The organism is Asticcacaulis aquaticus (assembly GCF_028550415.1).
Lineage (GTDB): Bacteria > Pseudomonadota > Alphaproteobacteria > Caulobacterales > Caulobacteraceae > Asticcacaulis > Asticcacaulis aquaticus.
On record NZ_JAQQKX010000017.1, the window covers coordinates 38,508 to 61,571 of the forward strand.

Genomic DNA, 23,064 nt, shown 5'->3' on the forward strand with positions numbered 1-23,064 from the left:
TTAAGACCCCGGCTGTGTTTCGATCCCAACAATCCATACTCTCCATATGGCCGCGTAAAAGGCGGCGCGGGCTTACCTATAGTTAATTTTGCAACCATGCGCAAGGCGGCTTGCAAACAGGCGACACACCCGTGGCAATTGCGCCACGCTTCACGCCATATCCTTCCGGCAGGGTTAAACCAGCTTTACGTCCCGCGCGCCGGATTCATGCAGCAGGAGGAACAGATCGACCAGGGCCTTGGGCAAGGCCGAGCCGAAATCGACGCGCATCTGCCCGTCTTCGAACCGAACGCTGTGCAACACATTGGCTAAGGGTTCGTGATGGTCCTCCGGATTGGGCCGGGTCTCGGTCCAGTCTTCGAACCACACCTGCAGGGCATCTGCGGTCGGCAAGGCTACGTCGCTGACGACGACCACGTCGTCCCAGCGCAGGCGCTCGATCGTCACGTTCATGCCGTTCAGGGTCACCACCATCGGCGAAAAGGACAGCATACGCGACGGTTCGAAACGCACCACATGCGGATGCGCACCGGTAATTAGGTAATCCCCGACCAGAAACCGGTCGAACAGGGCCTCGTCGTCGGTTTGCAACTGCACCTCGGGCTCACCGACATAGCCCGCCTTGCGCTGGTTTTCGACGAACGAACGGAACTGATCGAGATAGTGGCTGCGCGCCTGTTTGAGGAAATTGAGCAGCGGCCTCAGGCCGTGCTGGGTGTCCCAACCCTGCTCAGAGCGCGAACCGGTAGTGTCCTGTGAGGTCATGGATAAATAACTGGTCTTCCTGCTTGGGGCCCGCCCCGATGTTATGAATGACCTGATAGCGGCTCCGGCTCATAAAAGCCAGTTGATCCGACACGATCATGATGTGCGGCAGATGCGACCCTATGATGCGGCAGGTGACCAGATCGCCGGGCTTGTAATCCTCAGGCTTGCGGCTCAGGGGCCGGACCTCGGCGAAACGGCTGAAGAAAACCTCCAGATTCGGTACCCGGCGGTGGTCGATATTGGGGTCCGGCTTTTTCAGGCCCCAGGTCCTGGGATAGAGCCGGAACTGCGCGGCCATATCTTCGTGCACCAGCCGTTGCAGGTCGATCCCGATGGCCCGGTAGGCGCGGATGACGACGTCGGTGCACACGCCCTTATCCGGCGCGACGTCGCCGTTAGGATAGAGGATGCGCGTATAGGCGGGATCGTAGGTGACGCGGCTTCGGGTCTGGGTGTGCGCCGCCGCCAGAAGCCGTGCAACCTTCGACGCCGGTTGGGCACCGACGTGAGATGCGGAAAATGTAAAGGCGGAAAGACCTGTTAAAATCGTGCGGCGATCCAATAGGCTTCCCCCAAAGCTCAAGCTTCGCCGGTTACTTGCCGTCGAGCGCCTCACCGACCGATTCGATGTCGCGGCCCACGCCCTTGATGGTGTTGCACGCCGACAGAACCGGCAGGAGGGCAATCAGCGAGATAATGACGATACGTTTCATCGGATTCGAACCTTCGTGAAAAGTGGCAGGTTCGATCAGGGTGAGCGTGAGGGACGATTATGGCAATTATTGAGCGGGCCGCCAAAGATAAGGACGGCATAAGAAACCAATAAAATCAGTGTTTATGAAACCACTGAATCTTACCGGATTTTCGCTCCCACAGATATTCATGCAATGGAAAGACCAGAGTCTGGATGATCGGCTCCAGCAAACCGATACCCAGAGATACGGCCAGATTTCCCGTCAGCACATAGGCGACGCCCGTCGCGACACCGATGTGCAGCACGCCATAGGTCAGGGTTTTGAACAATAGCCGCATGGGCACTCCTTGTACATTTCAACGAAAATATAATAATAATTCTCATTTGCACAAGCAGGTTTACCTCTAACCTTAGTGATGATGGATCAATGACAGCGTTTCCGGCGCCTTACGCTCCCAGACATATTCGTGCAGCGGGAAGACGAGCGTCTGAACCATCGGTTCCACAAGGCCGATACCGAGCGCAATCGCCCAATTGCCGGTCAGGACATAGGCGACGGTGGAGGCCACCGCGACGTGAACGGTACCGTAGGACAAGGTTTTGGCAAACAGGCGCATGACGTGGCTCCTCATAAGATCAGGTCATAAGCTTAGCGCGTGACCCGCACAAAGAAAAATCGATCATTCTTGATTTTTGTATAAATAAAATCTATAGACTTGCCTTTTGTAACGCCCCGCGCCTAAACAGCCCCATGTCCCCTGCTCCCAAAACCATTGCCGTCGTCGGTGCCGGTCCCGCCGGCCTTATGCTGGCCGACCGTCTCAGCGCGTCCGGTCACAGCGTCGATATCTACGACCGGATGCCGTCGGTGGCGCGCAAATTCCTGATGGCCGGGCGCGGCGGATTGAACCTGACCCATTCCGAGCCGCTGGCAGCCTTTATCGGGCGCTACGGCAACCGGTCGGCACAGATCAAACCCGCCATCGAAGCCTTTACGCCGAAGGATCTGCGCGACTGGGCCGACGGTCTGGGGGCCGAAACCTTCGTCGGCAGCTCCGGTCGCGTTTTCCCCAAGGCGCTCAAGGCTTCGCCACTGCTGCGGGCCTGGCTGAAACGGCTGGAGGCGCAGGGCGTGCGCTTTCACCTGCGCCACGCGTGGACCGGCTGGGTCGATAATGCGCTTACCTTTACGCATGGGGATAAGACCGTCGAGGTCACGCCCGACATTACCGTTCTGGCGTTGGGCGGGGCCTCGTGGCCGAAGCTGGGCTCGGACGGCGGCTGGACCGATATTCTGAGTGCGCGCGGTGTGGATATAGCCCCGCTCAAGGCCGCCAATATGGGCTTTACCGTCATGTGGAGCGACCACTTCCGCGACCGCTTCGCCGGAGAACCACTGAAACCCATCGCCCTGACCTATGAAGGCCGCGTGCGTAAGGGCGAGCTGATGCTGACCCGCCACGGGATAGAGGGCGGCGCGGTCTATGCCCATGCGGCGGCCCTGCGCGACACCATAGCGCGGAAGGGTTCGGCGACGCTGCTCGTCGATCTCAAGCCGGAACTGAACGAAGCGCAGATCGTCAACAAATTGTCACGTGGCGCGAAAAATGACAGTTTAAGCAATAAATTACGCAAAACTCTTAATCTCTCGCCCGCCGCCATCGCCCTGCTGCGCGAAACCGGTCAGGAGATTACGCCGGCCCTTATCAAGGCGGTGCCGGTGACCCTGACCGGCGCGCAGTCGCTCGACCGCGCCATCTCCTCGGCGGGCGGTATTCGCTTCGATGCTCTGACGACCGACTTCGAATTAAAGGCTCTGCCCGGCACCTATGCCATCGGCGAAATGCTCGACTGGGAAGCCCCTACGGGTGGCTACCTCCTGCAAGCCTGTTTCAGTCAGGCGGTCTGGACCGCCCGGGCGATATTAAAACGGCTGGCTTGACGCCTGCCGGACGGTACGGCAGTTTGACCGCTTCCGGGGAGGGAATATGTTACTTCGCTTTATTTCATGCTTGTGGGCCGTATGCTCGCTGGCTCTGCCGATGTCTGCGCAGGCCGCCGATCCGGACACCGTCGGCAAACTTATCAAGCGCGCTGAAAATGGCGACGTGCAGGCTCAGACCGATCTGGGTCAGGTGTACCGCATGGGCTTTTACGGTCCGTATCGGGTCGAGGCCGATCTGAACAAGGCTCGCCTCTGGCTCACCAAAGCCGCCGAATCCGGCAGCGCCGACGCCGCCTTGTACCTGGGCGACACCTATATGCCCTCCGAACCGCAGCAATCTTTGGTGTGGTATCGCCGCGCGGCTGATGCCGAAAACCCCGAAGCCTATGTCCGTCTATGCGGACTTTACCGCGAACCCTTGAAAGACTGGGATCAGGCCTTGCTCTATTGCCGCAAGGCTGCGGAAAAAGGCACCCCGGACGGCTACTATTCCATGGCGCTCGCTGTCGAACTCAATCGCAAGGACCCGGTACATGCCGTCGGCATGTATCGCGAACTGGTCGAGTGGGGCAGCATCGCGGCGGCAAAACAGCTGGCCGATCTTTACGATAGCAAGGCCGTTGCCTTAAGCGATGCAGAGGGTTTGCGTTACACGCGATTGGCGGTCGGGGCCGACCCACAGGCCTATATCCCACGACTGGCGCGCTACTACGAACAAGGCCGCGGTGTGACCGCTGACGCGCAAGAGGCTGCACGTCTCTATTTTCATGCGGCCCGTTATAAGGCACCGGACGCCGTAGCGTGGATAGCCGCTCACCCGGAGGTAACATCGGCCACCATCGAGGCCCAACTCGTTTCGGATATCGATTTACCTAAAGATTGGCGTCGGATCGCCTATGAACGCCAGAGGCTCATGAATGGGGCCACAATCGCCGACATTTATCCGCCGCGAGCGCAGGATGCCGAAATGGAGGGCGACGTCGCTTTCGATTGCCGAATCACGCCGGAAGGCGGTTACGAGAACTGTATAATCACCGCTGAGAAACCTCTGGGCTATGGCTTCGGTGCCGCCACACTGTCGCTTATCGGTCGTTTTGGGCTGAAAAGCGCGACACCTGAACGGCTCAAACCCTTTGCCGGTCGTGTGGTCCGACTGAATTTCGCATGGAAATTGGATTAAAATACCGGCTTGAACATCGCCGGATCGTAACCGAAATCGCGCGTGGCGGCTGAGTGATCGAAGACCAGATCGGTGTTCATCCTCAGCGCCATATTGACGTTGTTTTTCAGCGCGGCCCCCGGCTTGATGACTCCAATCACGCCGAACCCCAGCTTCCACAGGCCCGCCGGGAAAGATGGAACGCGCGCCGCCTTCCCTTTGGCGGCAAAAATCCGCGCCACCATATCACGGTAACTCAAGGTCTCGCCGCCGCTGAGGTCATAGGCTTTGTCACGTGTCGCATCAATATTGATCACATCGACCGCGGCTTTCGCCAGATCGCGGGCATGGACCGGTTGACGCAGGCCTTTGGCACCATCGCATAGCGGAAAAAAGCCCAGCCGATCAATCATCTGGGCGATACGGCTGACATTCTGATCCAAACCTTCATCATAGATCAAAGTCGGGCGCAGGATCGTCCAATCGACATCATGCGTCGCACCAAACGCTTCGATCCGGGCTTCGGCAGAACTGAGCAGATCGGCGATCCGGCGCTCTTCCGGCTCCGGCGAGAAGGTCTTGGTGAAGCGCGAGGTCGAGGAAAAGGCGATGATCCGCTTCATGCCTTGCCGCCACAGCATATCCAGCACCGTATCGGTGATCAGCCAGATCGGCGAGGTGACGATGACGTCATCGAAGCATTCGCCCTCGAACGCTTCCGGGTGCATCAGGTCGAGAAAGACCTCTCCCGAACGCTTCGGCTTGCGCGTGGTGAAGGTCGCGTCCGGCGCGATGTCCGCCAGACGCCGTCCGACAAGGCTTGTCGCTCCGATTACCAATAGCTTTGTCATTATCTACGCGTCCGCCCTCATCATATCTCTTCGGCCATGCCGGGGAGGTATAGGATGTGTCGCACTTACCACCGCCCCACGCAAGCACAGGGCGGAGAAGACTTGCCTCCCGCGCCCCATCGGCCTATGTCTCGCTGCGTATTTTAATGCGAAAGTCCCGGTCATGAGTGCCTACAAATCCCTGCGTGATTTCATCAGTAAGCTGGAGCGCGAAGGCGAACTGATCAGGGTCACCGAGCCGGTATCGACGCACCTTGAAATGACGGAGATCCAGACCCGGCTTCTGGCCGACAAGGGCCCGGCGGTGCTGTTCGAGAATGTCTTGCTGCCCGACGGTTCCAAATCAGACATGCCGGTGCTGGTTAACCTGTTCGGTACGGTCAAGCGCGTGGCCATGGGCGTCACGCTCGAAGGCAAGGACCGCACCAATCCGCAGGACCTGCGCGAAGTCGGCGAATTACTGGCCTTCCTGCGTCAACCGGAACCGCCGCGCGGCTTCAAGGACGCCCTCAGCATGCTGCCGCTGGCCAAGACCGTCATGGGGATGCGCCCCAAGACCGTCTCGAAAGCCCCCGTGCAGGAGGTCGTCCTGACCGGCGACGATATCGATCTGACGAAACTGCCGGTGCAAGGCTGCTGGCCCGGTGAGCCCGCGCCGCTGATCACCTGGGGGCTCGTCGTCACCAAAGGCCCGTCGGAATCGCGCGAGGACGACTTTAACCTCGGCATTTACCGGATGCAGGTGTTGGGCAAGGACAAGGCCATCATGCGCTGGCTGGCGCACCGCGGCGGCGCGCAGCACCACGCGCGCTGGAAGAAGGCCAAAAAGACCGAGCCCCTGCCCGCCTGCGTCGTGCTGGGGGCCGATCCAGGCACGATCCTCGCCGCCGTGACGCCGGTGCCGGACACCCTGAGCGAATATCAGTTCGCGGGGCTTTTGCGCGGCGCCAAGGCTGAGTTGGTCCCCGCGAAAACCGTCCCCTTGATGGTGCCCGCCGAAGCCGAAATCGTCCTCGAAGGGCATGTGCTGCTCGACGAATATGCCGACGAAGGCCCCTATGGCGACCACACGGGCTATTACAATTCGGTCGAAAAATTCCCGGTGTTCAAGGTCTCGGCCATCACCATGCGGAAAAAGCCGATCTACCTGTCGACCTTCACCGGACGGCCGCCCGACGAGCCGTCGGTGCTGGGCGAAGCCTTAAATGAAGTCTTCATCCCGTTGATCCGTCAGCAGTTTCCAGAAATTGTCGACTTCTGGCTGCCGCCGGAAGGGTGCAGCTACCGCATCGCCGTCATCTCGATGAAGAAGGCCTATCCTGGCCACGCCAAGCGCGTCATGATGGGCGCGTGGTCGTACCTGCGTCAGTTCATGTACACCAAGTGGCTGATCGTGGTGGACGACGACATCAACTGCCGCGACTGGAAGGACGTCATGTGGGCGGTCTCGACGCGGATGGACCCGGCGCGCGACCTGACCATCATCGAGAACACGCCGATCGACTATCTCGACTTCGCTTCGCCGGAAAGCGGTCTGGGCTCGAAGGTCGGCCTCGACGCCACCAACAAGTGGGAGCCGGAAACCCACCGCGAATGGGGCGAGGAACTGTACATGGAGCAGAGCGTCATCGACCGCGTTTCGGCCAAATGGGCGGCGATGGGCCTGCCGGGATCGGGTAAACCGATCTGGAAAAAGTAGGCGGCGATGCGGGGGGTGGGGCTTCTTCTGTTCAGCATCGCGGTGCTGGTGGTGACCTGCGTGTTTTCCTTTACGCCGCTGGCATGGGAGATGAGCGCGCAAAAACACGACAGCTATCCGGAGCTGGTCATCCTGTTTTTCCAGCTTCCGGCGGCGTGTCTGCTGGTCCTCGATGCCGGTCTGATCGTCGGGCTGGAGCGCCGCCGGGGGCCATCGAATCTCCACGGTCTGTGGTTCGCCGCGGTGATCAAGATAGTGAGCCTGAGCCTGTTTGCGCTTAGCTTTGCCGGAGCGTTTTCTGCGAACAATCCGATCATGGTTGGATTTGCAAACCTTTACGCCATACTGGGCGTACCGATGCACCTCTACCTGACGTATCGCGGCTGGCGGCAACGCGGCTCGAAAACGGCCCATGTTCATGAATGAGGGGGGAACCATGAACGACGAAAAACGCGACATCGCGCGCCTGTACGGGCGTGCGCACCGAGACTATCTGAACGCCAGATACAATCAGCACAAAGGCGGCTGGCCGGGTGGGTTCGGCGCGATCCTGCTTGCCGTTGTTCTCTATGTTGTAACGCAGAATATGGTGCTCAGCGCCGTGTTTCTGGTCGCGGCGCTGATCATGTGTTTTGCGATCAAAAAACCCGCGCAGCCCTACAGCGAAGTCACCATGACCGCCTTCATATGGGGGTGCTACGGGGTGACGATTATCTTTCTTATCACGGCGATCACCCTGTATGTCGCCATTATGGCGTTCGATGCCGCGCCCTATCAGTCGTGGGTCACCTGCCCCCTGATCATCGCACCGTGGTGTAGCGGTCAGGATGAAAACCGCGAGAAATTCTGGCTGTTCTATAATCTGTGTCTGCTGGCCTCTTTCGTTCTATGGTTCTACGCGGCGCGACAACTGCCCTATCGCCACAACCGCGACGCCCCGAAACTGACCGCAAAAGCCGTTGTGCACCTGATCGTTTGCATCAGTGCCCTCACCGCTCTCATCATGGGCATCTATATCATCGCTCCCGAAAACGAGATCAGCGTGGGCTATCGATACGGCCCGGCCCCGTTTTACAGCGGTGTGGGCGTTCTATATTTTCTGCCTTACGCGGTCCTGCTGATCACCCTGTTTGCAACGATCTATGGCCTGCTCGGCTATGTCGTGAGCCGCCTGAGAAAATAACGCCTTACCCCGGGTGTGCTGCCCGAGCATTTTCGGGTGCGTGGCGGCTCTGCCGATGTGGAGAAAAGAGAAATGATCGCGGTTTAGGGCGGTGTCAACGCTGACGCGAACAAGGGGCTGACCAAGAAAGCCGCGGCCCAAAACCAAAGCCCATAAAGCGTAGGGCTACCGATTGACCGGTTTGCACGCCCTTGTTACCGTCCGGTCGGCTGGAGGTAGACATGTCCAAAACAATACGGCTTTTTCTGGGACCGCTAATTATATTGGTTGCAGGCCTTACGGTCGCATCGGTCCAGGCCGCACCGTCGCCTGAGGTCATCGCGGCCTGTCAGCCGGGGACGGACGCCCAGCCCCAGCCCACCAATCCAGATTACCCAGGCGGCTTGTCTCAGAAAAGCGGCGGCCTTACCCCGCTCAAGCTTGATGGTGCCATTACTGTGTCGGCGGCCGAAGCCTTCTGCATTATGGGCACGATCGGACCTGACAAGGTATTCGTTATGTCAGGTATTTCCGGCGACCGTCAAATCCCTTTCTTTACCGATTTGTCGGAGGCCGCCAGTGGTGACGACGATCCCGCGCTTCAGAAATGGTTCGCCGATGGTGTGGCCGAAGCAACCAAGGGCAACAAGAACACGCCGATCATTACCTATTGCCATCATGCCCAATGCTTCCTGTCTTACAATATCGCGCTCAGACTGGTGCGGGCAGGCTATACGCAGGTTTACTGGCTCCGACCGGGTATCGATGGCTGGGTTAGCGCTGGTTATCCCCTCGCCGCACCGCAGGCGGCCATCGAGGCCTTCAACCGCTGCGGCCTCTCGCCGGTGGGTGCAGGTGACTATGCCGCAACTGTGCGCGCTACTGAGAGCCTTGCCGCCGAAACTACAGACTGGAGCCAGTCCGTTAAAATCGCACAGGACAAACGACGCACCTGCCTTGCCGACGTGCTAAAAACCTACGGCAAATATTACATGGTGAAGGAAACCGTCGATCCGCAACTGGCAGAGACAGATCGGGCGGTGAGCGACCTCTATACAGCGGCCAAGGCCGAGTTCGATAAAAACCCGAACCTGAATCTGGAAAAAAGCATCTCGGACACCGCCAGCGCCCGGAAAACCATCGCCGAAGCCGGCTCCGTCAAAAGCCTGACCCAACAGTGCGGTACGTTCGACTACACCCTCCCGCCGGTCGACAACGCTATCATAAAGGCGCGCGATCAGGCTCGCCGCAGCTATGCGACCTGCGTCGAAAACTGGGGTAATCTGCCGATGCTGATAAACACCTATGACTTCGATATACAGGTTAAATGGTTCCGCAACGTGCAGCGCTATACCTGCCGCGTGCGCTCGGCCCCCAATTGCCTGTCCAATGACTCTTATGATCGCATGGCCGTTATACTGACACCGGCAAATATCGAAAAAGTCAAAACAGCTTACGACATTGACGCCATGCGCATCAGAACGGCAAATGCTGAGATAGACCGGTCCAATAAATGGCTGGCTGATGTTAACGCCATGGTCGACGCATATAACGCCAACCGCTAAAGCCTAAACCGCTTCGCGTAAGGTCGCCGTGCCGTTTTCCCGGTTAAGATACCCCGCGATATCTTCGGCGCGCATGGGCCGGGCGAAGTAATAGCCCTGAATATAGCGCGCGCCGACCTCGCGCAGACGCTTCAGTTCCGCCTCGGTTTCCACGCCCTCGATGACGTGATCGAGCGACAGGTTGCCGCATAGGTCGATGATCGTCTTGATGATCTTCTGCGCCGAGTCGTGTTTCAGCAACTGCGTCACGAAACTGCGGTCGATCTTGATCTTGTCCGCCGGCAGGCGGTGGATATAGCTAAAGCTGGAATAGCCCGAACCGAAATCATCAAGCGCGATGCGGCAGCCCATGGCTTTCAGGCGCGCCAGCGCCTCGACGGCCTGATCGAAGTCGGTCAGCATGGCGGTTTCGGTGATTTCGAACTCGATGCGGGCCGGATCGATGCCCGACGCCTTGACCGTCTCGCAGATACGGCCGATGGCGCGGCTCGACCTCAGGTCGCGCGCCGAAAGATTGAACGAGACGCGCAGATTCTGCGGCCAGGTCTTCACCGCCACAAGCGATTTACGCAGCAGAATCAAGGTCACATCGCTGATCAGGCCCGACCGTTCGGCGGCGCGGATGAAGACATCCGGGCGCACCGTACCCAGCTTTTCCGATTCCCACCTTGCCAGCGCCTCGAAGCTGACGGTCGATTGCGTCGTCAGATCGACCTGCGGCTGATAGACGATATAGAGTTCGCGCTCCAGATTGGACGAACGCAGGGTTTGGTCCACCACGCCGAAATCGCGCATCTCGGTTTCGTGCCGGGCGCTGAACACCACCGGCGCGCCGCGCAGGTTCTGCTTGGCGTAGTAGAGCGCATAGTCGGCGCGCTCCAGAAGCTGCGAGCCGGTCATGCCGTCCGCATCGGAATGGACGAAGCCGACCGAACCGGAAATATTAGCCGCCACGCCACCGCCGAGCAGATAGGTTTCGCGCAGGGCATCGCAAACCAGCGTGCCGAAGGTGCGCAGGGCCTCGTCCGACCGCGCCCCCTTGAGGATCAGAGCGAACTCGTCGCCCCCCAGACGCGCCACGGTGCCGTCCTTGCCCACGCAGGCGCGCAGGCGATTGCCGACCTCGATTAGCAGGGCATCGCCCACACTATGCCCGTAGATATCGTTGATCGGCTTGAACCCGTCGAGGTCGATCAGAGCCAGATCGAAGCTGCCGCCCTTGCCATGGTCCTCGATAGCCTTGTCCAGTTCGACGAAGAAACTACGGCGGTTGGGCAGGCCGGTCAGGGCATCGAAATGCGCCAGAACCTGAGCTTCGCGGCGATGCTGTTCGGCAACGACGCGGGCATGGACCGCCCGGAAAATCGTCGCGCGCATGATGCCGGCCATGCCGAAAGCGGTGAATATACCGGCAATCCCGACCCAGATATGCTGCTTGAGCACCGGGAACCCGGCATTGTGCGCCAGGATGTACATGGTCACGATGGCCAGAAACGACGACGGCAAAACCACACGCAGCGACGCGCCCGAGGTCGCATAGACCAGCGTCAGCAGGACGAAATAGATCAGCTTGGCAGGTTCGAAATGCAGGGTCTGGTAGGTGACGACGTTGCTGTACATCAACAGGTTGATGCACAGGCCGGTGATTTCCAGCCGGGTCAGCGATTCGGTGCGGCGGGTGTAAAAAAACAGAAGCCCGAAACAGACCAGCGCCGTCAGGCCGGACAACCCCGTCAGGACCGGCAGAGCCAGACCCGTCTCGTAAAACATATGCGAGATGGTGACGATGATATAATAGCTGCCCACCACCGCGCACAGGCCCCGCACGATCGGGCGGATGGCGATGACGTTTTCGCGGCGCAGTTCATGCGGATCGACCGTGTCACGAACCTGAGACGCCGCACGGCGCGCAAAGGGCCGCAGCGCCAGACGCGTCAGGCGACGCAGGAGCCGGCCGAGCTTGCTCACCAGAGGTGCCCTCCCGATAGAAGGCAAGGTTTCGTTTACAGTGCGCATGTCCGTCTCGCGGGTTGAGGGTTCACGACGCGCGAGCCACGCAAAAAGGCCCGCCTGAGTCGCACCCTAGGCCGCAAGACCTGAATATTATGCTAAATTTCGGGAGAAAATCCCGGCAACTCCATAATAAAACACCGATTTTAAATTGTAGGACCAGGCGGGACTTTGTTCCATTTGTGACTTGCGCAACCCCCGGCCACAGGCCTAGATAGACAGATGCTGCACCCGCAAACAGACTCGACGACCCCTGCCCCCGTGGACCTGCTGGATCAGGTCATTCGCGCGGCCCGCGCTCGCGGCGCCGACGCCGCCGAGGCCGTGTTCGCCGACAGCCGTTCGCTGAGCGTCGGCGTGCGTAAGGGCGCAGTCGAGGTGGTCGAAAGCGACGAGACGGCCGATCTGGGCCTGCGCGTCTTTGTCGGTCAGAAACAGGCGGTTGTGTCGGTTTCCGAGTTTTCCCAAAAGACGCTGGAACGGCTGGTCGACCGCTGCATCGCCATGGCCTCGCTGGCCCCTGACGATCCCTATACGGGCCTTGCCGACCGGGATCGCCTGTTCAACGGGCCGGTCACCGATCTCGACATATACGACCCGACCGAGCTGAATGCCGAAACGCTCAAGGCGCGCGCCCTGACCTGCGAAGCCGCCGGAGTCGGCGTCGATGCCCGTCTTCAGACCGACAGCGCTTCGGCGGGCCGGGCCCTCACCCACTGGACCATGTTGACCTCGGACGGGTTTCAGGGCGATCACCGCACCAGCCTGTTTTTTCAGTCGGCGCGCCTGATCGCCACCGATGCCGACGGCAATATGGAGCGCGAAGGCGAAGGCCGCTCGACGCGATTCTACAGCGATCTGCCGACGCCCGAATCGACCGGGCAGATGGCCGCCGACCGGGCGCTCAAGGCCATGGGCGCGCGCAAGATCGACAGCCAGACCGCGCCCGTCCTCTTCGAACCGCGCACCGCCAAATCGATCCTCGGCCTGCTGCTGGGGGCCATTTCCGGCACCGCTGTGGCGCGCGGTTCCAGCTACCTCAAGGACCGGCTGGGCCAGAAAATCTTCGCCGACGGCGTCCATGTCATCGACAACCCGTTCCGCAAGCGGGGGCTCGGCTCGTGTTATTACGACGACGAAGGCGTGGCGGTCTCCGAGCGTCACCTGATCGAGGACGGCGTGCTTACGACATGGCTGCTCAACAGTTCCGCCGGACGGCAACTGGGCATGGCCTCGACCGGTCACGCCTCGCGCTCTCTGGCGCACCCGGCCGGGGTGTCGGCGCATAATGTCATCCTCAGCCCCGGCGCGCGTTCACCCGACGACATGATCCGCGCGGCGGGCAAGGGCGTCATCGTCACCTCGATGTTCGGCCCCAGCGTCAATTCCGACACCGGCGACTGGTCTGCCGGAGCCTCGGGCTTCTGGTTCGAAAACGGCGAAATCGCCTATCCGGTCAATGAGATTACCGTCGCCGGCAATCTAATCGACATCTTCGCACGGCTGGAGCCGGCGTCGGACCTCGACATCAAGGGCACGACGGACGCGCCTTCGATTCTGATCAATGCGCTCAATATCGGGGGCAAGTGATGGCGCCGCGCCCCGTCAAAGAAGATCTCGACCTGCTGATCGACCGCGCCCGGCGGGCCGGGGCGCTGGCGCAGCACCTCAAGGCGCAGGGGCTGGTCATTTCCTACAAGTCCGACGGCTCCATCGTCACCAATGCCGATCTTGAGGTCAATCTGTGGCTCAAGGAAGCCCTGCTCGACGCCCGCCCCGCCTATGGCTGGCAAAGCGAGGAATCGCCCGACACCGACGCCCGCCTGACACAGGAATCGCTGTTCGTCCTCGATCCGATCGACGGCACCATGGGATTCACCAAGGGCAGCCCCTACTGGACCATCGCGCTCTGTCTGGTCCGCGACCGTCAGCCGGTGGCCGCCGTGGTCTATGCCCCGGACTCCAACGAAATGTACAGCGCAGCCAAGGGCTTGGGCGCGTTTCTTAACGGTCAGCCGATTACGGCGTCCGCCACCGGCGACCTGTCCGCCGCCCACGGCATCGGCGATGCGCGCCTGTTCGGCCGCGACATCTGGCCGGAGCCATGGCCGAAAATGACCATCACCTCGCGCCCCTCGGTCGCCTATCGCATGGTTTGCGTGGCCGCAGGCAAGGCCGATTTCACGCTTGCCCTGACGCCCAAGCGCGACTGGGACGTGGCAGCGGCGACCCTGATCTGCCATGAGGCCGGAGCGGTCGTGTCCGACCATCTGGGCCGGGCCTTCGACTTTAACGACGCCGATACGCTGAAACCCTCGCTGATCTGCGCCAATGCGGGGCTTTATCCGGAAATCCGGCGGCGCTGCGCCCACCTTCTCACCCTCGAACATCTCTGAGAGTCTATTATGAGCGATTCCAAACAACTGCTGCACATCGTCATCGGCGGCGAACTGAAAGACCTGAGCGCGACCGAATTCAAGGACCTGTCGAAAGTCGAATTCGTCGGCGCCTATGCGACCTACGAAGAGGCCAAGGGCGCGTGGCGCGCCAAGGCGCAATCGACCGTCGACAACGCCCTGATGCGCTACTTCGTCATCCACGCGCACCGTCTGCTGAATCCGGCGAACGACTGAGCGATATGCCGAAAAGTGTAAGCGGTTTTCGGCTATAATATCGCGACAAAAGTAACTGAAGGGCCACAGGCCCTTCACCCGTAACCTGGAGCAAACGGCACTGTCGGGGTCTATAATCGGATAGTTAGGGGGTTTGGGGCCAATAGCCCCAAGCCTTTATTTCTTACCGGGATTGCCCGTCGTACCTTGCGGTAAAGGCTGAGGCCGGGCGTTATCGTCCTTCCACATCAGCGTATTCAGACAATCGCTGTCACCCAGCACGAACAGCGACGACCGCTGACATTTGGCCTGCGCCTCGGTCACACAGAACCCCTTGCCATTGACGTCCTTGATAAAAACGAGGCTTTTCGCCTTGCAGGCCCTGGGCGACGGCAGGCTGGCCTGATAGTCGGCCTTGTTCTGCGCATCCTCAGCCGAGCGCGGTGCCGTCGCACAGCCCTGAAGCGCCAGCATACCCAGCGTCATTATGGCGAATTTCAGTTTCATCCGGTTTGTCCCCATTTCGACCCGAGGCTAATCCGCGACTACGGCAATTTCCAGACTACTCTCTACGGAATATCTTTTCGGTCAGCAACGTCCCCCACCAGTCGGCCTTGAAATCGGCCTTGATCTTCACCGGATCATAGAGCGGCGACTGCGTCCATTCGACAAAGCTCATGCCTTGCGGTTCGCCTTCGACGAAATAGCGCTCGAAGATATAGTCGAGGACGCCGGTCTTGCCGGCCTTCATGTGCAGGGTGCGCAGTCCCAACTCCTTCACCGCCTCGCGCATGGGATGGCCCAGATGCAGATGACGGTAAAGGACGCTCATGATCCCGGCACGGTCGGCCCCCGATTTGCAGTGCATCAGGGCCGGATACTGGATTTCATCGAACAGCTTTTTCGCCTCTAAGATCGCCGGTGCCGACGGCACGTCGCGTGAGGTGACAATGAAATCGACCATGTCGAGACCGAGCTTCTCGCAGGCATATTTCTCCAGCGCAAAGAAAGCCCCCTGCCCCCCGCGCAGATTGATCACGGTCTTTATACCGTCGTGCTTTTTGAACCAGGCGAGCTGGAACGGCCACGGCTGATTGGTGCGGACCATCTTGTCGTCGATCCAGTGCGCATTGGTGAAGCCCAGACGCAGATAGGCGTGATCTCCCCACAGATAGGCCAGATAGGTCTTGAAAAGACCCCATTTGGTCGTTGTATCGAAGACCTTGGGCGTTTTGGATTTTTTGAAAAGCTTCACGACGACTCGTTATTTAAGATCACGACCACCCCTTATACTCCCCCAGTTTACTGGGGGAGGTGGATTTGACGCCAAAGGCGTCAAAGACGGTGGGGGGCATATCCAAATCTCAACCTGCTGAGAGGCGTGAAATGTATTTGCCCCCACCACCACATCTCACTTGCTGCGCAAGCTCGTGCGGTCCCCCTCCCCGGTACACCGGGGAGGTATAGGGAGAGGTTTTCGATCCCGCATATAGCGATTTCCCCGGCCAAACACAAACTATTGGCTTTGCCGCAACTGACCCTGACCCTATATAGTTTCAACTTCCGTCACTTACGCTTTTTTTATGCCGCCCAACCCCGCCGCGCCTTCGCCGTCACCTTTACGCACAAACGCGCTCATGCAGCGGGTGTGGCGCGATTACCTGCAAGCTTTCAAAGGCTTTCTGGCGCTGGCCATCGGCTGTGCCATCATGGTGGCGATTTCGACGCAGTTCGTCATCTGGTGCCTGAAACCCGGCATCGAGCTTCTGTTCGGTGAAAGCGATTCGGCCGCCGCCTCCGAAGTCCCGGCCTTCGTTGCCGCCAATCCGCTGATCTGGGTGCCGGTCGTGATGATCGCGGCGACCCTCGTGCGCCTGATCGCGCAACTGGGCCTCGCCACCTCGGTCAACAAGGTCGGCCACCGCCTTGTCGGACGCATCCAGTCGCAACTGTTCGGCAATCTCATCCATGCCGACCTCGGTCATCTCAACAAGGCCCATTCCGGCAGTTACCTGTCCTCGGTCCTGTTCGACGCCGGACTGATGCGCGAAGCGACGACCAACGGTGTCGTCAACTATGTACAACATACCGGCATCGTCGTCGCGGCGCTGGTCTCGATGGCGCAGATCGACTGGCGCATGACGCTGGGCGTCCTGCTGATCGGACCGGTGATCGGCGCGGTGCTGGGGCAATATAACCGCCGTACCAAGAAAGCCGCGCAAGGGGCGATGGACGAGACCTCGACCCTGTCGACCGCCATCATGGAAAGCCTCGACGGCGTTAAAATCGTTAAAATTAACAACCGCGAAGCCTATGAGCAGGCCCGTGTCGACGCGGTTATCGAGCGCCGTCAGAAACACGTCATCAAGGGCGCCAATGCCCGCGCCTCGGCCGCGCCGATGACCGAGGCCCTGACCACCATCGTGCTGGCGCTGGTCGTCGCCTATGCCGGGTGGCGGGCGCAATCGGGGGCCATGACGCTGGGCGGCTTTACCGCCTATATCGCGTTTCTGGGGGCCGCCGGGCAAAGCTTGCGGCAACTGGCCAATCTGCAAACCGTGATGGCCGAAGGCTTCACCGCGGCCCGCCGCCTGTTCACGGCTTTGGATGTCGCGCCGGAAATCACCGATGCCCCCGACGCCAAACCGCTGGGCGCATTTGATCGCGTCACCTTCGACCGCGTCAGCTTCGCCTATGGCGACGCCCCGGTCCTGCGCGACATCAGTTTTGAGGCGCGCGCCGGTCAGTCGATAGCACTGGTCGGGCCGTCGGGTTCCGGCAAATCCACCCTGCTCAATCTGCTGCCGCGCTTCTATGACGCGGTGTCGGGCGATATCCGCTTCGGTGACACGCCGCAGCGCGCGGTCACCCTCAACTCCCTGCGCGACCGTATCGCCTTGGTGTCGCAGGACCCGTTCCTGTTCGACGATACAATCCGCGCCAATATCGCCTATGGCAAGCCGGGCGCCAGCGACGACGCCATAGCTCAGGCCGTGCGCGACGCCGCCGCCGAGGACTTCATCGCCGAGCTGCCCCAGGGCCTCGATACCCGCGTCGGCGAAGGCGGCTCGCGCCTGTCCGGCGGACAAAAACAACGCATCGCCATCGCTCGCGCCTTCCTCAAAGACGCGCCGCTGCTGCTGCTCGATGAGGCGACCTCGGCGCTCGACACGCAGTCCGAGATCAAGGTCCAGCAGGCGCTGGAACGGCTTATGGCGGGACGCACGACCTTCATCATCGCCCACCGCCTGTCGACCGTGCGTCACGCCGATCAGATACTGGTGCTCAAGGACGGCGAAATCGTCGAACGCGGCACGCACGATCAACTGTTGAATCTGAACGGCCTCTATGCCGAACTGGCCCAGACCCAGTTCGCACGCCCCGTGGCGGAGGCCGTATGAAAAAGCTTTTTGAATCCGATGCTTTTCAGGCCTTCTTCGCGCGACTGATCGTCGGTTACCTGCGGTTTTGTTATAGAACCACACAATGGACCCACGAAGGCCGCGAGGCCACCGAAGCCATCTGGGATCGCGGTGGCCCGGCCCTGCTACTGCTATGGCATCAGCGCGTGCATTACGCCCCCGCCTGCTGGCCGCTCGCCCGCGCGCAGAAAATGGCCATCCTCGTCTCGCTGTCGAAAAGCGGCGATTTCAGCGTCCGCACCAACACCCTGTTCGGCTACCACATCATCCGCGGCTCGGCGGCCAAGAAATCCGACCCGACCAAGCAAAAGGGTGGCGCAGCGGCCTTTCGCGACATGTTGCGCTGGATACGCGCCGGCCATGCCGTGGCCCTGACGCCCGACGGCCCGCGCGGTCCGGCCCGCGATATGACCGAAGGCTCGCTCAAGCTGTCGCAGATGTCCGGCGCACCGCTGATCCTGATCGGGCAATCGTCGTCGCGGTTCCTGTCGCTGAACAGCTGGGACCGTCAGCGCATCCCCCTACCGTTCGCCAAGGGCGCCATGCTGTGGGAGGTCATGCCGCCGGTGCCCGCCGACGCCGACGAGGCCGCGCTGGAGGCCATTCGCATCGACGCAGGGGCGCGCCTGACCGCCCTCACCGACCGCGCCGATACCATGACGGGTGCCCTATGATCCTCAGCCTCTATGCCGCGATCATGCGCCTGTTCCACACCTTCGTGCCGACGCTCCTATGGCAGCGCGCAGCGCGCGGCAAGGAAGACCCGCAGCGCCTCAACGAGCGTCTCGGCGTCACCACGACCGCACGGCCCGACGGCTCGCTGATCTGGTTCCACGGGGTCAGCGTCGGCGAGAGCGTCTCGGCCCTGCCGGTCATAAATCAACTATTGAACGACCATCCCGGTCTGCGCATCCTGATCACCACGGCGACGACGACCTCGGCAGAAATCCTGAGCAAACGCCTGCCCGAGGGTGTCATCCATCAATACGCGCCGGTCGATACGCCACAGGCCGTCGAAGCCTTTCTCAATCATTGGCGACCCGATCTGGCGGTCTATATCGAAAGCGATATCTGGCCCAACCAGTTGATCGCGCTCGATAAACGCGGCACACCGCGCCTGCTGATCTCGGCCCGCATCACCGAGAGGACCTATAAGGGCTGGCAGGCGATCAAGGGACCCATGTCGCGTCTGTTGAAAGGTTTCAAACTGGTCCTGCCGCAGGACCATGAGTCCGAGGCGCGCCTCAAAAATATGGGCGTCACCGTCGGCCCCATCGGCAATCTCAAGACCATCGGTGACGCCCTGCCCGACGACATTGCCGCGCGTGAAACGCTGGAGGCGCAAATCAAGGGTCGCACCGTGATCCTGGCCGCCAGCACCCACCCGACCGAGGAAAACTATATCGCCAGTGCCCTTGAGGGCACCTTGCGTGAAACGGGTGCCCTGCTGATCGTCGTGCCGCGTCACCCGGTGCGCGCCGAATCGATCCGTCTCGATCTGGAAGCGCTTGGATTCAAGATCGCGCAACGTTCAAAAGAGCGGGGTCCCGGACTCGACTCCCTGACGGAAGCCACGCATATTTATCTGGCGGATACTCTGGGCGAACTGGGCGTGTTTTTCCGACTGGCGGACATGGTGATCATGGCGGGCAGCTTTTCCGAAAAGATCGGCGGACACAATCCGCTTGAGGCCGCACGGCTGGGCAAGGCCGTGATTACCGGTCGCGACCTGTATAACTGGGACAGCGTCTATGCGCCGATGTTCGACGCGGGGGCGGCCTTCAAGGCGACGGATCGTGAGACCCTGACCTTCTACGTGCAGTCCGTGCTGGCAACGCCGGGCGCCATGCTCGACGCCAACCGCTCGGCTTTGGCTCTGGCCCAACGCGAAGCCGGAACCTTGAGCCTCGTCATGGCGCATCTTGCGCCGTTTATACCGGAAGGCCAAAATCCGGGAGCGATCGATGCGGCTTAAGACGCCTGACTGGTGGTACAAACGCGGCTGCAAAGGGGCCCCTTTGACACGCTACGCGCTGGCCCCGCTGTCGTGGTTATGGCAGGGCGTCACCCTGTTCCGGCAGGCCACGGCCAAGCCTTACACATCCCCCCTGTTCGTCATTTCGGTCGGCAATGCCACGCTGGGCGGGTCCGGCAAGACGCCGGTCGAGCGCGAAATCCTGCGCCGGTTGCGCAAATTGGACCTCAAGGCCGCCGGTCTGTCGCGCGGTTACGGCGGTAGCCTGACCGGTCCCGTCAAGGTTGATCCCGCTACACACACCGCAGCTGAGGCCGGCGACGAGGCCCTGATGCTGGCGGCCGATTACGACATCTACATCGCCCGCCATCGGCCTGACGGCCTGCGTCTGATCGAAGGCAGCGACACGCGCATCGTTGTCACCGACGACACGCATCAAAACGTCAAGATCCATAAAAACCTGCATATTCTGGTGGTTGACGGCGATACCTCAGACGACGCCTGGCCGTTCGGTGACGGCGCGGTCTTCCCGATGGGCCCCATGCGCGAGCCGGTCAGGGACGCGCTGAAACGCACCGATATCGTCGTCCTGTGGCTGCCCAACGAGCAGGCACCGATCGACCAGAAGCTGCTGAAATGCTTCGGCGACCTGCCGGTCTATGCCGCCCGCCTGATCCCCATGCCGAAGACGCCGCCGGGGGATGTCTTTGCCTTCGCCGCTATCGCCAAGCCGTGGAAATTCAAAAACACGCTTCAGGACCTCGGCTATGGTGTGGTCGATTTCCTGCCCTTTGCCGATCACGCACCGGTCGAAGACGCGACGCTCAGGGCCTTGTGCGACAAGGCCGCCCAGCGCGGGGCGCGGGTCATCACGACCGAAAAGGACTGGGTGAAGCTATCGCCCGACTGGCGCACGCAGATCGACTACCTGCCGATCACGGCGCGTTTCGACGATCAGGGCGGCTTTATGCGCACCCTGACGGAGCGCCTGCCGGATTAACAGTCTGTAATGATTAACTGGCTGTAATTATATAAAATATTGTTCATTTGGCTTGAGCTTGCCTTCGTGAGACAGACGGTTGCCGTTGTTACCGTAACAACGGTGTCTAGTTTGTCGGGGGTATGCCTTATGCGTCGTTTCAAAACCGTTCTGTTTGTGAGCGCCGCTTTGACGGCTACAACCGCAATGCCGGTACTGGCGCAGCCCACCCCCACGGAAACCTCGCGTCAGGTCATTGCCTACGACACCGCCTTCTTCAAGGATTTTCAGGTCCAGTCGGCGCTCGACATGGTGCAGCGCATCCCCGGTTTCACGCTGCAAAACGGTGACAGCGTGCGCGGCTTCGCCGGAGCCGCCGGTAACGTCCTGATCGACGGCGAGCGCCCGACGACCAAGACCGATGCCATCAGCGACCAGCTCAATCGCATTTCGGCCTCGAATGTCGAACGCATCGACCTGATCATCGGCGGCGCCGACGGCATCGACATGCAGGGTCAGTCGAAAATCGTCAACATCATACGCAAGAAGTCGGACAAGCCGACCATCACCCTCGTCGCCAATACGCGTCTGCTGACCAATGGCTGGGTCAGGCCGGTCGTGCGCGGCACCTATAGCCGCAATGCGGGCGACAAAAGCATCGAGTTGTCGGCGACGATCTTCAACAATTTCGACGAAGACAATAATAACGGCGAGAAGCTGATCTACCGGACCGGCGTCGCCCAACCGGAGCGCACGGAAATCCTGGCCGAGGCCGGGGGCGAAGGCGTCGAGCTGATGGGGAACGGTACGCACCCCCTGTGGGGCGGCAAGCTGAGCCTGAACGGCAAGTATGTCCCCAATACCTACCGGGCGCAGTACCGCTATATCACCGCGACCACCGCCGTTGAAAACCTTGATTATAAAGAAGACGCAGGTGAATTCGGCGGCAAGTATGTGCGACCTCTGGGCAAAAAACTGACGCTCAAGCTCAACGCCCTGACGCGGTGGTCGGACGAGGATATCGAGGACTTCTACAAGAACCCCACGGAAGAGACCCTGTTCGACGAAACCAGCCTGTCGAAGGAAAATATCGTTTCCGGGCAACTGATCTGGAAGCACAGCGACCGTCTGACGATCGAGACCGGGCTGGAAAAGGCTTATAATTCACTCGATTCCGACAACCGCCTGACGATCAACGGCGTCAATGAGCCCCTGCCCGCCTCGAAGGTCTTCGTCGAGGAGGATCGCACCGAGGCCTCGGTTCTGGCGACGTGGCAGGCGCGCAAAACGATCTCGGTCGAGGCCGGTCTCAAATACGAATGGTCGACGATTTCGCAAGACAGCGAGCGCCCCGATTCGCAGAGCTTCACCTATCCGAAGCCCAAGCTTCAGGTCACCTGGTCGCCACAAGGCCCGTGGCAGTTCATCGCGCGCTTCGAGCGCGAAGTGGGACAGCTTAATTTCGGTGACTTCGTCTCCTCGATCGATCTGATGGATTCCACCGTCAAGGCGGGCAATCTCAGCCTTGAGCCGTCGAAGACCTGGGTGTCGGAACTGACGGCCAATTACCGCTTCTGGGAAAAGGGCGCGGTGGTCCTGAAATACGTCCATTCGGATATCGCCGACGTCATCGACCGCCTGCCGATCTACGCTACCGACGGCAGCGTCTTCGACGCCAAGGGCAATATCGGCGACGGCACGGCGGATCAGTTCGTCATCGATACGACCCTGCCGACCGACAAGCTGAACATCCCCGGCGGCCTGCTCAAGACCAAGATTTCGCTGGCCGATTCCGAGGTCACCGACCCGGTGACGGGCACGCGCCGTCGCATGTCGGGCGAGTCGCGCGTGCAATGGGAGATCAACTACACGCAGGACCTGACGAAGCGCAAAACCCAGTGGGGCTTCCGCGTCAATTCGGGCTACGACGAGAAGGTCTATCGCGTGAAGGAGGTTTCCTACTACCGCGGCGGCATCTGGGCCAATGTCTTCGCCGAATACAAGCCGACGCCGAAAACGAGTTATCGTATCGAGCTGGAGAATATCACCAGCCGCGTCTATGACGCCGACCGCGACCGCTATAGCGGTCCCCGCACAACCAGCCCGATCACCTCGCGCGAACTGCGCCGCGACCGGTCCGAACCGTGGGTGTTTATCCGCTATCGGAAGGAACTGTAACATCCTTCCCCGTCCTCGCCGGCAGGCAAAACGGGGAAGGATTTT

At 60.6% G+C, this 23,064-nt stretch carries 23 protein-coding genes; 14 read left to right on the forward strand and 9 right to left on the reverse strand.

The window, feature by feature from the left end:
* Nucleotides 1-174: 174 nt before the first annotated feature.
* The 5 genes from PQU92_RS16660 to PQU92_RS16680 all read right to left on the reverse strand — a co-directional run bounded on the left by PQU92_RS16660 (nucleotide 175) and on the right by PQU92_RS16680 (nucleotide 2,079).
* Entirely contained in the window at nucleotides 175-765 is a 591-nt protein-coding gene (locus PQU92_RS16660) for a hypothetical protein (protein WP_272749399.1), read from the reverse strand.
* Nucleotides 731-1,330 carry a DUF1287 domain-containing protein gene (locus PQU92_RS16665; RefSeq protein ID WP_272749400.1) on the reverse strand — a complete coding sequence of 200 codons (600 nt, stop codon included), beginning with the start codon at nucleotides 1,328-1,330 and terminating at the stop codon, nucleotides 731-733. Before PQU92_RS16665 ends, PQU92_RS16660 begins: the two co-directional genes overlap by 35 nt.
* 31 nt (nucleotides 1,331-1,361) lie before the next feature.
* A complete protein-coding gene (locus PQU92_RS16670) occupies nucleotides 1,362-1,481 on the reverse strand; it encodes an entericidin A/B family lipoprotein (RefSeq protein ID WP_272749401.1) in 120 nt (39 codons plus the stop codon).
* A gap of 115 nt (nucleotides 1,482-1,596) precedes the next feature.
* The gene (locus tag PQU92_RS16675) at nucleotides 1,597-1,800 is read right to left on the reverse strand and encodes a DUF2061 domain-containing protein (RefSeq protein WP_272749402.1); all 204 of its coding nucleotides are present in this window, start codon (nucleotides 1,798-1,800) and stop codon (nucleotides 1,597-1,599) included.
* Between the two features lie 72 nt (nucleotides 1,801-1,872).
* On the reverse strand, nucleotides 1,873-2,079 hold the full coding sequence (locus tag PQU92_RS16680; RefSeq protein ID WP_272749403.1) for a DUF2061 domain-containing protein: 207 nt from the start codon (nucleotides 2,077-2,079) through the stop codon (nucleotides 1,873-1,875).
* A gap of 134 nt (nucleotides 2,080-2,213) precedes the next feature.
* Between PQU92_RS16680 and PQU92_RS16685 the strand changes: the two genes are divergently transcribed.
* Together PQU92_RS16685 and PQU92_RS16690 are read left to right on the forward strand one after the other, a co-directional pair.
* Nucleotides 2,214-3,404 (forward strand): BaiN/RdsA family NAD(P)/FAD-dependent oxidoreductase, encoded by a 1,191-nt coding sequence (locus tag PQU92_RS16685; protein WP_272749404.1) that lies wholly within the window; start codon nucleotides 2,214-2,216, stop codon nucleotides 3,402-3,404.
* Nucleotides 3,405-3,504: 100 nt separating this feature from the next.
* Nucleotides 3,505-4,587, forward strand: a complete 1,083-nt coding sequence (locus PQU92_RS16690) for a hypothetical protein (RefSeq protein ID WP_272749405.1) — start codon at nucleotides 3,505-3,507, stop codon at nucleotides 4,585-4,587.
* Here PQU92_RS16690 and PQU92_RS16695 read toward each other — a convergent pair.
* On the reverse strand, nucleotides 4,584-5,417 hold the full coding sequence (locus tag PQU92_RS16695) for an SDR family oxidoreductase (RefSeq protein WP_272749406.1): 834 nt from the start codon (nucleotides 5,415-5,417) through the stop codon (nucleotides 4,584-4,586). The genes PQU92_RS16690 and PQU92_RS16695 overlap by 4 nt on opposite strands.
* A 163-nt stretch (nucleotides 5,418-5,580) precedes the next feature.
* Between PQU92_RS16695 and PQU92_RS16700 the strand changes: the two genes are divergently transcribed.
* The 4 genes from PQU92_RS16700 to PQU92_RS16715 all read left to right on the forward strand — a co-directional run bounded on the left by PQU92_RS16700 (nucleotide 5,581) and on the right by PQU92_RS16715 (nucleotide 9,843).
* A complete protein-coding gene (locus PQU92_RS16700) occupies nucleotides 5,581-7,116 on the forward strand; it encodes a UbiD family decarboxylase (RefSeq protein WP_272749408.1) in 1,536 nt (511 codons plus the stop codon).
* Nucleotides 7,117-7,131: 15 nt separating this feature from the next.
* The gene (locus tag PQU92_RS16705) at nucleotides 7,132-7,542 is read left to right on the forward strand and encodes a hypothetical protein (protein ID WP_272749409.1); all 411 of its coding nucleotides are present in this window, start codon (nucleotides 7,132-7,134) and stop codon (nucleotides 7,540-7,542) included.
* A gap of 10 nt (nucleotides 7,543-7,552) precedes the next feature.
* Entirely contained in the window at nucleotides 7,553-8,299 is a 747-nt protein-coding gene (locus PQU92_RS16710; protein WP_272749410.1) for a hypothetical protein, read from the forward strand.
* A gap of 221 nt (nucleotides 8,300-8,520) precedes the next feature.
* Nucleotides 8,521-9,843, forward strand: a complete 1,323-nt coding sequence (locus PQU92_RS16715; protein ID WP_272749411.1) for a rhodanese-like domain-containing protein — start codon at nucleotides 8,521-8,523, stop codon at nucleotides 9,841-9,843.
* A gap of 3 nt (nucleotides 9,844-9,846) precedes the next feature.
* Here PQU92_RS16715 and PQU92_RS16720 read toward each other — a convergent pair whose 3' ends face one another.
* Nucleotides 9,847-11,811 carry a putative bifunctional diguanylate cyclase/phosphodiesterase gene (locus tag PQU92_RS16720; RefSeq protein ID WP_272749413.1) on the reverse strand — a complete coding sequence of 655 codons (1,965 nt, stop codon included), beginning with the start codon at nucleotides 11,809-11,811 and terminating at the stop codon, nucleotides 9,847-9,849.
* Nucleotides 11,812-12,075: 264 nt separating this feature from the next.
* Here PQU92_RS16720 and PQU92_RS16725 point away from each other — a divergent pair, with 264 nt between their 5' ends.
* The 3 genes from PQU92_RS16725 to PQU92_RS16735 are packed head-to-tail and all read left to right on the forward strand — an operon-like array spanning nucleotide 12,076 to nucleotide 14,486.
* Nucleotides 12,076-13,443: a TldD/PmbA family protein gene (locus PQU92_RS16725; protein WP_272749415.1), complete on the forward strand. Its 1,368-nt coding sequence runs from the start codon at nucleotides 12,076-12,078 to the stop codon at nucleotides 13,441-13,443.
* On the forward strand, nucleotides 13,443-14,249 hold the full coding sequence (locus PQU92_RS16730; RefSeq protein WP_272749416.1) for an inositol monophosphatase family protein: 807 nt from the start codon (nucleotides 13,443-13,445) through the stop codon (nucleotides 14,247-14,249). Before PQU92_RS16725 ends, PQU92_RS16730 begins: the two co-directional genes overlap by 1 nt.
* Before the next feature lie 9 nt (nucleotides 14,250-14,258).
* Nucleotides 14,259-14,486, forward strand: a complete 228-nt coding sequence (locus PQU92_RS16735; protein WP_272749417.1) for a DUF4170 domain-containing protein — start codon at nucleotides 14,259-14,261, stop codon at nucleotides 14,484-14,486.
* A 156-nt stretch (nucleotides 14,487-14,642) separates the two neighbouring features.
* Here PQU92_RS16735 and PQU92_RS16740 read toward each other — a convergent pair whose 3' ends face one another.
* The gene (locus PQU92_RS16740) at nucleotides 14,643-14,972 is read right to left on the reverse strand and encodes a hypothetical protein (protein WP_272749418.1); all 330 of its coding nucleotides are present in this window, start codon (nucleotides 14,970-14,972) and stop codon (nucleotides 14,643-14,645) included.
* A gap of 55 nt (nucleotides 14,973-15,027) precedes the next feature.
* Nucleotides 15,028-15,720: a fused DSP-PTPase phosphatase/NAD kinase-like protein gene (locus tag PQU92_RS16745; RefSeq protein WP_272749420.1), complete on the reverse strand. Its 693-nt coding sequence runs from the start codon at nucleotides 15,718-15,720 to the stop codon at nucleotides 15,028-15,030.
* 382 nt (nucleotides 15,721-16,102) lie between these two features.
* Here PQU92_RS16745 and PQU92_RS16750 point away from each other — a divergent pair, with 382 nt between their 5' ends.
* From PQU92_RS16750 to PQU92_RS16770, 5 genes are all read left to right on the forward strand, one after another.
* A complete protein-coding gene (locus PQU92_RS16750; RefSeq protein ID WP_272749421.1) occupies nucleotides 16,103-17,866 on the forward strand; it encodes an ABC transporter ATP-binding protein in 1,764 nt (587 codons plus the stop codon).
* Nucleotides 17,863-18,561, forward strand: a complete 699-nt coding sequence (locus PQU92_RS16755) for a lysophospholipid acyltransferase family protein (RefSeq protein WP_272749422.1) — start codon at nucleotides 17,863-17,865, stop codon at nucleotides 18,559-18,561. Before PQU92_RS16750 ends, PQU92_RS16755 begins: the two co-directional genes overlap by 4 nt.
* The gene (locus tag PQU92_RS16760) at nucleotides 18,558-19,862 is read left to right on the forward strand and encodes a 3-deoxy-D-manno-octulosonic acid transferase (RefSeq protein ID WP_272749423.1); all 1,305 of its coding nucleotides are present in this window, start codon (nucleotides 18,558-18,560) and stop codon (nucleotides 19,860-19,862) included. Before PQU92_RS16755 ends, PQU92_RS16760 begins: the two co-directional genes overlap by 4 nt.
* Nucleotides 19,852-20,862 (forward strand): tetraacyldisaccharide 4'-kinase, encoded by a 1,011-nt coding sequence (gene lpxK / locus PQU92_RS16765; protein WP_272749424.1) that lies wholly within the window; start codon nucleotides 19,852-19,854, stop codon nucleotides 20,860-20,862. Before PQU92_RS16760 ends, lpxK begins: the two co-directional genes overlap by 11 nt.
* A gap of 129 nt (nucleotides 20,863-20,991) precedes the next feature.
* A complete protein-coding gene (locus PQU92_RS16770; RefSeq protein WP_272749425.1) occupies nucleotides 20,992-23,019 on the forward strand; it encodes a TonB-dependent receptor plug domain-containing protein in 2,028 nt (675 codons plus the stop codon).
* Nucleotides 23,020-23,064: the final 45 nt, after the last annotated feature.

Excerpts from the sequence above, each read along its gene's own strand:
- PQU92_RS16670 (WP_272749401.1), bottom strand. The coding sequence starts at position 1,481 with ATGAAACGTATCGTCATTATCTCGCTGATTGCCCTCCTGCCGGTTCTG.
- PQU92_RS16710 (WP_272749410.1), top strand. The coding sequence starts at position 7,553 with ATGAACGACGAAAAACGCGACATCGCGCGCCTGTACGGGCGTGCGCAC.
- PQU92_RS16755 (WP_272749422.1), top strand. The coding sequence starts at position 17,863 with ATGAAAAAGCTTTTTGAATCCGATGCTTTTCAGGCCTTCTTCGCGCGA.
- PQU92_RS16680 (WP_272749403.1), bottom strand. The coding sequence starts at position 2,079 with ATGCGCCTGTTTGCCAAAACCTTGTCCTACGGTACCGTTCACGTCGCG.
- PQU92_RS16690 (WP_272749405.1), top strand. The coding sequence starts at position 3,505 with ATGTCTGCGCAGGCCGCCGATCCGGACACCGTCGGCAAACTTATCAAG.
- PQU92_RS16685 (WP_272749404.1), top strand. The coding sequence starts at position 2,214 with ATGTCCCCTGCTCCCAAAACCATTGCCGTCGTCGGTGCCGGTCCCGCC.
- PQU92_RS16660 (WP_272749399.1), bottom strand. The coding sequence starts at position 765 with ATGACCTCACAGGACACTACCGGTTCGCGCTCTGAGCAGGGTTGGGAC.
- PQU92_RS16735 (WP_272749417.1), top strand. The coding sequence starts at position 14,259 with ATGAGCGATTCCAAACAACTGCTGCACATCGTCATCGGCGGCGAACTG.
- PQU92_RS16715 (WP_272749411.1), top strand. The coding sequence starts at position 8,521 with ATGTCCAAAACAATACGGCTTTTTCTGGGACCGCTAATTATATTGGTT.
- lpxK (WP_272749424.1), top strand. The coding sequence starts at position 19,852 with ATGCGGCTTAAGACGCCTGACTGGTGGTACAAACGCGGCTGCAAAGGG.
- PQU92_RS16730 (WP_272749416.1), top strand. The coding sequence starts at position 13,443 with ATGGCGCCGCGCCCCGTCAAAGAAGATCTCGACCTGCTGATCGACCGC.
- PQU92_RS16740 (WP_272749418.1), bottom strand. The coding sequence starts at position 14,972 with ATGAAACTGAAATTCGCCATAATGACGCTGGGTATGCTGGCGCTTCAG.
- PQU92_RS16675 (WP_272749402.1), bottom strand. The coding sequence starts at position 1,800 with ATGCGGCTATTGTTCAAAACCCTGACCTATGGCGTGCTGCACATCGGT.
- PQU92_RS16700 (WP_272749408.1), top strand. The coding sequence starts at position 5,581 with ATGAGTGCCTACAAATCCCTGCGTGATTTCATCAGTAAGCTGGAGCGC.
- PQU92_RS16750 (WP_272749421.1), top strand. The coding sequence starts at position 16,103 with ATGCAGCGGGTGTGGCGCGATTACCTGCAAGCTTTCAAAGGCTTTCTG.
- PQU92_RS16725 (WP_272749415.1), top strand. The coding sequence starts at position 12,076 with ATGCTGCACCCGCAAACAGACTCGACGACCCCTGCCCCCGTGGACCTG.
- PQU92_RS16695 (WP_272749406.1), bottom strand. The coding sequence starts at position 5,417 with ATGACAAAGCTATTGGTAATCGGAGCGACAAGCCTTGTCGGACGGCGT.
- PQU92_RS16770 (WP_272749425.1), top strand. The coding sequence starts at position 20,992 with ATGCGTCGTTTCAAAACCGTTCTGTTTGTGAGCGCCGCTTTGACGGCT.
- PQU92_RS16760 (WP_272749423.1), top strand. The coding sequence starts at position 18,558 with ATGATCCTCAGCCTCTATGCCGCGATCATGCGCCTGTTCCACACCTTC.